The organism is Actinophytocola sp. (genome assembly GCF_036002505.1).
Classification (GTDB): Bacteria; Actinomycetota; Actinomycetes; order Mycobacteriales; family Pseudonocardiaceae; genus DASYTH01.
The window spans coordinates 1-10,701 of sequence record NZ_DASYTH010000115.1 but is presented as its reverse complement, the minus strand read 5'-3'; the positions used below and the strand labels follow the sequence as shown (position 1 = coordinate 10,701).

Below are 10,701 nucleotides of genomic sequence, written 5' to 3'. Positions count from 1 at the left end.
TCTTACGCCGCAACGGAATCCCCGTCACCGTGGTGCGCAAGCACTTCGAGGGCGAGGAGAACATCGTCGACCTGATCCGCAGCGGAGCCGTCGACATGGTGATCAACACCCCGTACGGCAACCCCGGTCCGCGCGTGGACGGCTACGAGATCCGCACCGCCGCGGTGTCCCGCGACATCCCGTGCGTCACCACGATCCAGGGCGCGGCCGCCGCCGTGCACGGCATCGAGGCGCTGATCCGGCAGGACATCGGGGTGGAGCCGTTGCAGGCACTGCAGGCGGCGCTGTGGGAGCAGCGATGAGGGCCCCGTTCGGCGCCCGGGTCACGACCGCGGTGTCCCTGCGCGGCCCGCTCTGCGTGGGCATCGACCCGCACCCCGGCCTGCTCGAGGCGTGGGGCCTGCCGGTCGACCCCGGCGGCCTCGAGCGGTTCGCCCTGACCTGTGTCGAGGCGTTCGCCGCCGACCTCGCGGTGCTCAAGCCGCAGTCGGCGTTCTTCGAGGCGCACGGCTCGCGCGGGGTGGCCGTGCTGGAGCGGGTGATCGCCGAGGCGCGGTCGGCCGGCGCCCTGGTGATCGTGGACGCCAAGCGCGGCGACATCGGCTCGACCATGGCCGCCTACGCCGGCGCGTACCTGAGTGACGGCTCGCCGCTGGCCGGGGACGCGGTGACGCTCTCGCCCTACCTGGGGTTCGGCTCGCTGGAGCCCGCGCTGGACCTCGCCGGGAAGACCGGCCGCGGGGTGTTCGTGCTGGCCCTGACGTCCAACAAGGAGGGCGCCACGGTGCAGCGCGCCATCAACCCGGACGGCGCCACGGTGGCCCAGCTCATCGTGGACGAGGCGGCCGCACGCAATGCCGGGGCGAGCCCACTGGGCCCGGTCGGGCTGGTCATCGGCGCCACGGTCGGGCGGACCGGGCTGGACCTGACGAAGCTCAACGGCACGATCCTGGCGCCGGGTTTCGGCGCCCAGGGCGGCACGGTCGGTGACCTTAGCCGGGTGTTCGGGGACGCGTTGCGGCACGTTCTGCCGAGCACTTCCCGGGACGTACTTAGGTACGGGCCAAATGTGAAGACACTTCGCGAGGCGGCAATTCGGGTGCGCGACAGGCTGGCCGTACACCACTAAGTATGCCCTTATCCGCGCAGGTCGGGGCCCGTCAATCACATTCCGTAATGGACAGGTCGAAATGGGCTACGGAACGCACTATCGGGACCCGCGTTGTACTGACCTGCCTGATGTCGGTAACGTCGCTGCACCGATCCACCCATAGACATCACCCCCACGGAGGAAAACGTGGCCCTTCCCCAGCTGACCGAGGAGCAGCGGGCCGCAGCGCTGGAGAAGGCGGCTGCCGCCCGTCGCGCTCGGGCAGAGCTCAAGGAGCGCCTGAAGCGAGGCGGCACCACCCTCAAGGACGTGCTGGCCAAGGCTGACAACGATGAGGTCCTGGGCAAGATGAAGGTCACCGCCCTGCTCGAGGCCCTTCCGGGCGTCGGCAAGGTGCGCGCCCAGCAGATCATCGAGCGGCTTGAGATCGCTCCCAGCCGGCGCCTTCGCGGCCTCGGCGACCGTCAGCGCAAGGCTCTGCTCGCGGAGTTCGGCGGCGAGTAAGTCGCTTGCAGCACCCGGGGCCGGCTCGTTGTACTTGCCGGCCCCTCTGGTGTCCGTGGGCAACGTCAACCCACGATCCGGCTCCCTGGGATGCTGACCACCCGGCTGGCCTGTTCGGCGCACTGCCTCAGCAAGTTCGCCAGCTCCACGTGGCTGAGCACGCCGACGACGAATACCCCCGCTGCGGTATCTCCGGCGCCCGATGTGTTGATCACCTCGTGTGCCTCGACCTGGGCGGCGGGTGCCGCCGCGTAGTCCGGTCCGTGGTGCGCGGCCATCCCGTTGGTCCCGTCCGTGAGGAGGCAGAACGGTACCCGGTGCCGGATCGGATGGCGCAGGAAGCCGGACGGCGTGGCCAGGTCCGGCGGCAAGTCCGGGTACAGCATGCGGTACTCCGAGGCACTGCCGAAGATCATCGAGACCCTGCCGGCGTCGATGTGGCCACGCAGCCGGCGCCTGATGTCGCCGGTGAGGATTCGTGCGTTCCCCAGCGACAGCCCGATCCGTGCCCTTCCGCTCGAGATCAGGTCGTGGAGTTGCCGGCTGAGCGGTCCGGTGAGCAGCTCGTAGGTGTCGATCAGCACCAGGTCGGCCTCGTCGACCTGGTCGGGGAGGTGCACCTCTGTGGAGACCCCTGGGTAAGTGGCGAGCACCCGGTCCGGGTCTGCCGGCTCGTACAGGACGAACCCGGCCGGGTTGTGCCCTGGTACCGTTCTCGCCCGGCTGACCAGCCCGAGTTTGCGCACCTCCGCGGAGAAGAACGCGGAGAACGGATCCATGATCGCTTCGTTGTGAGCAAGCGTCGACACGTAGGTCGACCGTGCGCGTACCGGTTTCGACATGGCGCTGAGCATGCCGAGCGTGCTCGAGCCGGCCCACAACGAGGCCGCCGGACTTGCGGCGAGCGCGTCGAACTCGTTCGCCCTCAGCGCCCGTTCGCCGAGTCGCTCGGCGCGCCGTTTCCCGGACTAGCCTTCTCGGTGAAGAACCAGGCCCGGATGCACTTCAAGAACGGCCATCGGCCGTACACCTCGGCCACGGACGCCATCTCGCGATGGACCGAGACCTGCACCGCGGTCGGCATGCGCTGGAACGGGGATGTTGAGATCTGTGCGCCGCACGGCTCGGCTGACCTGTTCGGGCTGATCATCCGACCGACGTTCGGTGACGAGGAATATGTCGATCTGGTGCGATCCCGCATCCAGGAACGGCAATGGTTGAGTCGCTGGCCACGCCTGCGAGTGGATATGACTCCTCCCTCTCATGGGGGGTCGCGGTGACCGTCGTAGCGAACCTGATTCTCATCATCGCCGGGATCGGGGTGGCTTATCCGAATCGGTACGATGAGTTCATCGTCGCCGTTGCTGTGGGCCTCGCCACCATTTCGGCGACGATCCTGGCCGCGAGGATCTCAATTCTTGAAAGGGGGTTCATCCGGGCTACCTTGAAGGCTGGAACCATTTTCGGCCGCGCGCCGATCAGAGTTTCGATCGCCTACCTCATCGCCATACCGGTCGAGGGCAGGCAGCTGCTCGTTCGCGGCCAGCGGATTACCACGCAGTTCCAGCCCGTCGGCGGTGTTTTCAAATCATATCTGAGCGACCAGGAAATGCGGCGGCGGTTCGGTGCCCTGCCGGACGCCCGGTTCACCGTGGACGAGCGCAGCATGAGTGACTTGCGGGTCCGGCTGCCCGGCCGGAAGCTCTACAGGCTGCTGCGCTGGTTCAAGTCCCGGGAGAACCGGGAACTTTTTCCTTTTCGGGAGTTCTACGAGGAGTTGGTTCGGCCGGGCACGCTCGACCGTGACGCGTTCGCCGTCGATCAGGCGGCTGACCACCCAGATGTCTACTTCGCCAACCCTGAGGAGAATCTACGCGGCGGGGTGGTCGCAGGCCCCGGAGACCACGTTCGATCTGGCCCCGACGACCCGGTGGTTGATCGGCATCGATTGACCGAATCAGTGCAGCGCCGATGAGCATTCCAACCCGTACTGTTCCCGCCACAGCTCGACCCAGGGCTCCCGGGTGAGCTGGTTGATGTGGTCAGTGGCGGTCAAGCCGCTGCCGACCGGCTCGCTGCCCTCCACGATCAGTTCGGCCTCCACCAGCGTCTCCTCCCGCGCGACCGCGTCCAATGCCGCGCGGTGGCCTTCGACGCTGCAAAACGTCGGACGCGAGTAGCACACTTTGACCGCCGATGACCCGGACGAGGCGTCCTGTCGCCATGTGGGCCGGTCCGGCATGATCCGGCGAGGGTGCACGTACAGATTCGGTCGCGACTCCGCAGCCGGTTCGTGGTCAAGGTGCCGAAGGATGACCTCCAGCACCTGCTCGACGTCCGCGCCGGACGAGTCGATCACCAGGTGGTAGTTGCGTAGGCGGAACACGTCGACGCCGTAGGTGGTCAGGAACCGGCGCTGCTCGCTGCGGTAGCGCTCTTCGGCCAGTTCTCTGGCGTGGCTGGCCGACTCGTACTGCTCGGTCGGCGACGACCGCGTCGAGTGCAGACGCTTCGCGGCGATCAGAGGATCGACCAGAAGGTGAATCTTGTATGAATTCGGCACCATGTACCAGGCCATCCTGGAGTCGAAAACTATCGGCTCCGGTTCCGTGCCGAGATCCCTGGTGACCTGGTCGACCTTGGAGTCGATCACATGGTCCCGCTCGGCGAGCCAGTTGGTCTCCAGCGTCGACAGGTTCAATGACCTGGCGATGGACCGCTGGATGTCACCGGTGCTGACCATCCGCAGCGAGAAGTGCTCAGCCAGCCGCCGGGCAACCGAGCTCTTTCCGCTGCCGAGCTCGCCGCTGACGGCAACGTGGGGTGGTCGGTTCACGGTGCTTCCCGTCGCTGCGTGTTGTGAAGGGACAGAGTCTCGCCGCGTCGGCCGGCGTACCCAGATAGTAAGTTCGGAGGTGTCGGTCGTGACATCGACTCCCGTTCGACGCCGTGGTGGTGAACACCGACCTGCGGAGCGCCGCCGCGGACTTGCTAACCTTGGTTACAGCAAAATCCCCCTCATAGCTGGAGCGTTGCTACGTGATCACCCCCACCGAGCTGGGCGCCCTCGGCGACCCGACCGGGCACACCCTCGAGGGCATCACCAACCCGCCGATCGACGACCTGCTGGACAAGGTCAGCTCGAAGTACGCGCTGGTGATCTACGCGGCCAAGCGCGCCCGCCAGATCAACGACTACTACGCCCAGCTCGGCGAGGGCCTGCTGGAGTACGTCGGCCCGCTGGTCGAGCCGGGTCCGCGGGAGAAGCCGCTGTCCATCGCCCTGCGTGAGATCCACTCCGGCCTGCTCGAGCACACCGAGGGCGAGTGACGTCCACGCCGCGCCCGCGAGTAGTACTGGGCGTTGGCGGCGGGATCGCCGCCTACAAGGCGTGCGAGGTTCTGCGGGGGCTCACCGAGCCGGGCCACGAGGTCCGGGTGGTGCCCACCGAGGCCGCACTCCGGTTCGTCGGTGCCGCCACTTTTGAGGCGCTGTCCGGAAATCCGGTGCACACCGGCGTGTTCTCGGACGTGCCGGAGGTGCCGCACGTGCGCATCGGCCAGTGGGCCGACCTGGTGCTGGTCGTGCCGGCCACCGCGGACCTGCTGGCCAAGGCCGCGCACGGACTCGCCGACGACCTGCTCACCAACACCCTGCTGACCGCCCGCTGCCCGGTGCTGATGGCGCCCGCCATGCACACCGAGATGTGGGAGCACGCGGCCACCCGGGACAACGTGGCCACGCTGCGGGCCCGGGGCGTGATCGTCACCGAGCCCGCCAGCGGCCGGCTCACCGGCGCCGACACCGGCAAGGGGCGGCTGGCCGACCCGGCCGAGATCCTCGACCTGGCCCGGCTGCTGCTGGCCCGGCCGACCGCGCTGCCACGGGACCTCGAGGGCCGCCGCGTGGTGGTCTCCGCCGGCGGCACCCGGGAGCCGCTGGACCCGGTGCGTTTCCTCGGCAACCGCTCCTCCGGCAAGCAGGGCTACGCGCTGGCCCGCACCGCCGTGCAGCGCGGCGCGTCGGTCACCCTGGTCTCCGCGCACACGCTGGCATTGCCCGAGCCGGCCGGCGCGGAGGTGATCCGGGCGAGCACCGCCGAGGAACTGCGCGAGGCCGTGCACAAGAGCGCCGCGGACGCCGACGTGATCGTCATGGCCGCCGCGGTGGCCGACTTCCGGCCCGCCCACCGGGCCGAGTACAAGATCAAGAAGACCGGGCGCGACCCGGACCCCGTCGCGCTCACCCGGAATCCGGACATCCTGGCCGAGCTGGTCGCCGCCCGGCAGCCCGGTCAGGTCATCGTGGGGTTCGCCGCGGAGACCGGGGACACCGGCGCCGACGTGCTCGAACACGCCCGCGCGAAACACCGGCGCAAGGGCTGCGATCTACTGGTGGTCAACGCCGTTGGCGAGGGCAAGGCCTTCGAGGTGGAGGACAACGCGGGCTGGCTGCTGTCCACGGACGGCACCGAGAAGCCCATCGCCCTCGGCTCCAAGGCGCAGATGGCGTCCGAGGTGTGGGACGCGGTGGTCGCACTCCTGCGGGGTGTCCACGGCCAGTAGGCTGCAAGGGTCTTCTGGGGTTCATACAGTCCAGTTCGTCGAGATGGGTAGGTAGTCGTGAGTCAGCAGGCCGTGTCGTCCAGGTTGTTCACGTCGGAGTCGGTGACCGAGGGACATCCGGACAAGATCTGTGACGCGATCAGCGACTCGATCCTGGACGCGCTGCTGGCCAAGGACCCGCGCTCCCGCGTGGCGGTGGAGACGATGGTCACCACCGGCCAGGTGCACGTCGCGGGCGAGGTCACCACCGAGGCGTACGCGGACATCCCGGCCATCGTCCGGGACGTCATCCTCAAGATCGGCTACGACTCGTCGGCCAAGGGCTTCGACGGCAACTCCTGCGGGGTGAACATCGCGATCGGCGCGCAGTCGCCGGACATCGCGCAGGGCGTGGACACCGCCTACGAGTCCCGGGTGGAGCAGTCGGCCGAGGACGAGATCGCCAAGCAGGGCGCCGGCGACCAGGGCCTGATGTTCGGCTACGCCTGCACGGACACGCCCGAGCTGATGCCGCTGCCGATTGCGCTGGCGCACCGCCTCGCCAAGCGGCTCACCGCGGTGCGCAAGAACGGCGTGCTGCCGTACCTGCGTCCGGACGGCAAGACCCAGGTGACCATCGAGTACGCCGGTGACCAGCCGGTGCGCCTGGACACGGTGGTCGTGTCCAGCCAGCACGCCGACGGCATCGACCTCGAGCGGCTGCTCGGCGTGGACATCCGCGAGCACGTGATGGCGCCGGAGCTGGAAGAGCTCGACCTCGACACGTCGAATGTGCGGCTGCTGGTGAACCCGACCGGCCGGTTCGTCATCGGCGGGCCCATGGGCGATGCCGGGCTCACCGGCCGGAAGATCATCGTGGACAGCTACGGCGGCATGGCCCGGCACGGCGGTGGCGCGTTCTCCGGCAAGGACCCGTCCAAGGTGGACCGGTCCGCGGCGTACGCGATGCGCTGGGTGGCCAAGAACGTGGTGGCCGCGGGCCTGGCCCAGCGGGTCGAGGTGCAGGTGGCCTACGCCATCGGCAAGGCGGCCCCGGTCGGCCTGTTCGTGGAGACCTTCGGCACCGAGAACGTGGACCCGGAGAAGATCCAGCAGGCCATCACCGAGGTGTTCGACCTGCGCCCGGCCGCGATCATCCGCGACCTCGACCTGCTCCGCCCGATCTACGCCCAGACCGCCGCCTACGGCCACTTCGGCCGCCCCGAGCTGAAGCTCCCCTGGGAGGGCACCGACCGCGCCGAGGCGTTGGCGCAAGCCGCGAAGGCGTAACCCACTTAGGATGGGCGGGTGAGGGCCGATCGCCCGAGCCCGCTCCAGTGGCTGTGGTATGCGGTTGGGGGCCGGCTGCCCGACTCCTACCGCGAGTGGGTGCTCTACGACCTCACCAGCCCCGCCTGGGTGTTCCGGCACCTGGCGCGGGCCGGGGTGCAGCACACGGTGTGGCTGCTGCTGTTGCTGCTGCCGATCCCGCTCACCCTGCGCCTCTGGATGATCGCCGTGGGCGTTTCGGTCGGCGTGGTGTTCTCCCTGTCGTTCATGGAGGACGCCTCCGAGCGCCGGTTGATCAAGCACGGGTTCCCGGCCGGCCTCAACCGCCGCATCCGCGAGGAGGCCACCGGCACCGAGAAGCGCGCCGAGCTCGCGGCCATGTACACCGCCTGGTACACCGACGGCCGCGGCGAGCCCGCCAGTTGACCCGGCGTGTTGGCCTCTCACGTCGCCGTGTTGGCTTCTCACGTCGGTGAGTTGGTCGCTCACGCGCTCTTCTTGGCGGCCCACGCGCCCGGGCTGATCGCGCACGTCGCCAAAACGGCGACGTCACACGCCAACACGGCGTCACCAGACGCAAACACGGCGACGTGGGGCGCCAACACGCGGGCGGCACCGGACCCGATGGGGTGACCGGGCGTTCTGGTAGACCAGCGGCATGAAGGGCGAGAAGGTGCCGGCGGAGTCGCTGCCGGTCGGGCGCGTCGTGGTGGACGTGCCGCTCGCCCATCTCGACCGGCCGTTCGACTACCTGGTGCCGTCCACACTGGACGAGGCGGCCGTGCCGGGCTGCCGGGTGCGGGTGCGGTTCGCCGGCCAGCGCGTCGACGGGTTCCTGCTGGAGCGGATCGCCGAGTCGGAGCACAAGGGGCGCCTGGAGTTCCTGGACCGGGTGGTGTCCTCGGAGCCCGTGCTCCCCAAGGAGATGGCGGCGCTGGCCCGCGCGGTCGCCGACCGCTACGGCGGCACCATGATCGACGTGCTGCGGCTGGCCATCCCGCCCCGGCACGCCCGGGTGGAGGCCGAGCCGCCGCCCGAGCCGCCGGCCACGCCCGCGGCTGCGGACGCGACGGGGTGGCGCCGGTATCCGCGCGGGGCGGCGTTTCTCGACGCGCTGGGGGAGGGGCGGCGGGCGCAGGCGGTATGGCAGGCGTTGCCAGGTGAGGACTGGCCGGCCCGGCTGGCCGAGGTGGCCGCCACCGCCGCGGCCACCGGGCGGGGCGCGCTGCTGGTGGTGCCCGACCACCGGGACGTGGCGCGGGTGCACGCGGCGTGCGTGGCCCTGGCCGGCGAGGCGGCGGTGGTGGCGCTGTCCGCCGACCTCGGCCCGGCGCGGCGGTACCGGCGCTGGCTCGCGGTGCTCCGGGGTGCCGCCCGCATCGTGATCGGCACCCGGGCCGCCGCGTTCGCCCCGGTCGCCGCGCCCGGCGTGTTCGCGGTCTGGGACGACGGCGACGACCTGCACTCCGACCCGCGCTCGCCCTACCCGCACGTGCGCGACGTGCTGGTCCAGCGGGCCCACCTGTCCGGGGCGTCCCTGCTGGTCGGCGGGTTCGCCCGGACCGCGGAGGCGCAGCTCCTGGTCGACTCCGGCTGGGCGCCCGAGATCGTGGCCACCCGCGACCAGGTCCGCGCCAGCGCCCCGCGGGTCACCGCCATCGGCGAGCACGAGTCCCAGCTCGCCCGCGACCCCGCGGCCCGCGCCGCCCGGATCCCGCTGGTCGCCTTCGACGCCGCCCGCACCGCGCTGGCTGCCGGGCACCCCGTCCTCGTCCAGGTTCCCCGCGCCGGCTACGTCCCGGCGCTGTCCTGCCAGGACTGCCGCACCCCGGCCCGCTGCCGCCGCTGCGCCGGCCCGCTCGCCCTGCGCGCCGGCACCGAGGTGAGCCCCCCCTACTGCCGCTGGTGCGGTGCGCCGGACGCGACTTTCCGTTGCGGCACCTGCGGTTCCCGCCGCCTTCGGGCCATGGTCACCGGCGCCCGGCGCACCGCCGAGGAGCTCGGCCGGGCGTTCCCGGACGTCCCCGTCCACACTTCCGGTGCGAGCCAGGTTCTGTCCGAAGTGGACTCCAAACCGGCGCTCGTCATCGCCACCCCCGGCGCGGAACCGGTGGCCCGCACCGGATACGGCGCCGCACTCCTGCTCGACGGCTGGTCCCTGCTGGGCCGGGCCGATCTCCGCGCCGCCGAGGAGGCCCTGCGCCGCTGGATGGCCGCCGCCGCGCTGGTCCGGCCCGGCGGCGAAGGCGGCCGCGTCGTCGTGATGACCGAGTCCGCGCTGCCAGCCGTCCAGGCCCTAGTCCGCTGGGACCCCGCCTGGCACGCCGCCCAGGAACTGGCCGCCCGCACCGAACTGGGCTTCCCGCCGGCCGTCCGGATGGCCACCGTGGACGGCCCGGCCAAGGCCGTCGCCACCTTCCTGGACGAGCTGGGGCTCCCTCCGTCCGGTGAGATCCTCGGCCCGGTCCCGCTCGGCGAGGAAGGCGAGAAGGAGCGCGCCCTGCTCCGCGTCCCCCGTCCCGACGGCCGTGCCCTCGCCGCCGCCCTGGCCGCCACCCAGGCCGTGCGCACCGCCCGCAAGGAGCCGGACCCCGTGCGGGTCCAGCTCGATCCGCTCGACCTCATCTAGGCCGAAGTTGCTGTGACTCTGCGTAGACCTTCGGTGGTTCACCTGTGAAGACGTGTCGATCAAGCCGTTTGCTGTGGCCAGAATCGATGGTGCTGCTGGCTACAGGACGCGCCTGTTCGTCGGCTGTGGGCCGAGCGTGGCGAACGCGTCCTTCCTCACGCCTAGGGTGACCAAGGACGCTTTCCCCGCCTCTCGGCCGGCGACTCGTGGGTAGCCAGAATCCCGACCGCCGCCCGAGATCGCCTGCCCAGCTCAAACTGACGTGCAAACAGTTCATTCGCAACCTCGGCCTAGTCCAACGGGCCCTCATAGATCGGAACGTTGTCGGCACTGAACAACTTGACGTTGTAGGTCTTGGGTTTTCCCGGGCCGAGGTCACTCGACGGGATGAGCACGGCGAAGGTCGCGTTCGCCACGTCGGCCTCCACCGTCCCGGAGGGCAGCATCACCTGCATGCGAACACAGTTCTGATGCACCGTGCCGGCGACGGCGAGTCCGCCGGGCACCTCCATGGTCACGATCGACGCCGGGTTGGGATCGTCCGCGGCCGCGCGCAACGCCCGGTAGCCGTCGAAGGTGGTCTGCCCGCCGACCTGCGAGCAACTGGCGAACCCGTGCTCGTT

At 70.2% G+C, this 10,701-nt stretch carries 13 protein-coding genes; 10 read left to right on the top strand and 3 right to left on the bottom strand.

Annotated features, from left to right (window positions below; genetic code table 11):
• The 3 genes from VGR06_RS09335 to mihF form a co-directional block, all read left to right on the top strand.
• A partial coding sequence (locus VGR06_RS09335; protein WP_327558587.1) for a hypothetical protein occupies nucleotides 1-302 on the top strand: 302 nt, incomplete at its 5' end.
• Nucleotides 299-1,129 carry an orotidine-5'-phosphate decarboxylase gene (pyrF, locus tag VGR06_RS09330; RefSeq protein ID WP_327558586.1) on the top strand — a complete coding sequence of 277 codons (831 nt, stop codon included), beginning with the start codon at nucleotides 299-301 and terminating at the stop codon, nucleotides 1,127-1,129. The genes VGR06_RS09335 and pyrF, both read left to right, overlap by 4 nt.
• A gap of 168 nt (nucleotides 1,130-1,297) precedes the next feature.
• On the top strand, nucleotides 1,298-1,615 hold the full coding sequence (mihF, locus tag VGR06_RS09325; protein WP_325159329.1) for an integration host factor, actinobacterial type: 318 nt from the start codon (nucleotides 1,298-1,300) through the stop codon (nucleotides 1,613-1,615).
• Nucleotides 1,616-1,680: 65 nt separating this feature from the next.
• Here the strand turns inward: mihF and VGR06_RS09320 are convergent, their stop codons facing one another.
• The gene (locus tag VGR06_RS09320; protein WP_327558585.1) at nucleotides 1,681-2,457 is read right to left on the bottom strand and encodes a carbohydrate kinase family protein; all 777 of its coding nucleotides are present in this window, start codon (nucleotides 2,455-2,457) and stop codon (nucleotides 1,681-1,683) included.
• Here VGR06_RS09320 and VGR06_RS09315 point away from each other — a divergent pair.
• Together VGR06_RS09315 and VGR06_RS09310 are read left to right on the top strand one after the other, a co-directional pair.
• The gene (locus VGR06_RS09315) at nucleotides 2,407-2,895 is read left to right on the top strand and encodes a nucleotidyltransferase family protein (protein ID WP_327558584.1); all 489 of its coding nucleotides are present in this window, start codon (nucleotides 2,407-2,409) and stop codon (nucleotides 2,893-2,895) included. The genes VGR06_RS09320 and VGR06_RS09315 overlap by 51 nt on opposite strands.
• Nucleotides 2,892-3,590, top strand: coding sequence for a hypothetical protein (locus tag VGR06_RS09310; RefSeq protein ID WP_327558583.1), 699 nt, complete (start codon nucleotides 2,892-2,894; stop codon nucleotides 3,588-3,590). The genes VGR06_RS09315 and VGR06_RS09310 overlap by 4 nt, the downstream gene beginning before the upstream one ends.
• On the opposite strand, the gene VGR06_RS09305 is transcribed toward VGR06_RS09310, so the two are convergent.
• Nucleotides 3,573-4,451: a cytidylate kinase family protein gene (locus VGR06_RS09305; protein WP_327558582.1), complete on the bottom strand. Its 879-nt coding sequence runs from the start codon at nucleotides 4,449-4,451 to the stop codon at nucleotides 3,573-3,575. The two genes, VGR06_RS09310 and VGR06_RS09305, sit on opposite strands and share 18 nt — an antisense overlap.
• A 203-nt stretch (nucleotides 4,452-4,654) precedes the next feature.
• On the opposite strand from VGR06_RS09305, the gene rpoZ reads away from it, so the two are divergent.
• The 5 genes from rpoZ (at nucleotide 4,655) to VGR06_RS09280 (ending at nucleotide 10,078) form a co-directional block, all read left to right on the top strand.
• Nucleotides 4,655-4,945: a DNA-directed RNA polymerase subunit omega gene (gene rpoZ, locus VGR06_RS09300; RefSeq protein ID WP_326472024.1), complete on the top strand. Its 291-nt coding sequence runs from the start codon at nucleotides 4,655-4,657 to the stop codon at nucleotides 4,943-4,945.
• A complete protein-coding gene (gene coaBC / locus VGR06_RS09295; RefSeq protein ID WP_327558581.1) occupies nucleotides 4,942-6,180 on the top strand; it encodes a bifunctional phosphopantothenoylcysteine decarboxylase/phosphopantothenate--cysteine ligase CoaBC in 1,239 nt (412 codons plus the stop codon). Before rpoZ ends, coaBC begins: the two co-directional genes overlap by 4 nt.
• An 84-nt stretch (nucleotides 6,181-6,264) precedes the next feature.
• A complete protein-coding gene (gene metK, locus VGR06_RS09290) occupies nucleotides 6,265-7,449 on the top strand; it encodes a methionine adenosyltransferase (protein ID WP_414637209.1) in 1,185 nt (394 codons plus the stop codon).
• 18 nt (nucleotides 7,450-7,467) lie between these two features.
• The gene (locus VGR06_RS09285; protein WP_327558579.1) at nucleotides 7,468-7,875 is read left to right on the top strand and encodes a DUF5313 family protein; all 408 of its coding nucleotides are present in this window, start codon (nucleotides 7,468-7,470) and stop codon (nucleotides 7,873-7,875) included.
• Nucleotides 7,876-8,107: 232 nt separating this feature from the next.
• Nucleotides 8,108-10,078, top strand: coding sequence for a primosomal protein N' (locus VGR06_RS09280; RefSeq protein WP_327558578.1), 1,971 nt, complete (start codon nucleotides 8,108-8,110; stop codon nucleotides 10,076-10,078).
• Nucleotides 10,079-10,368: 290 nt separating this feature from the next.
• Here VGR06_RS09280 and VGR06_RS09275 read toward each other — a convergent pair.
• Nucleotides 10,369-10,701, bottom strand: a 333-nt coding sequence (locus tag VGR06_RS09275; RefSeq protein WP_327558577.1) for a hypothetical protein, incomplete at its 5' end; no start/stop codon positions are given.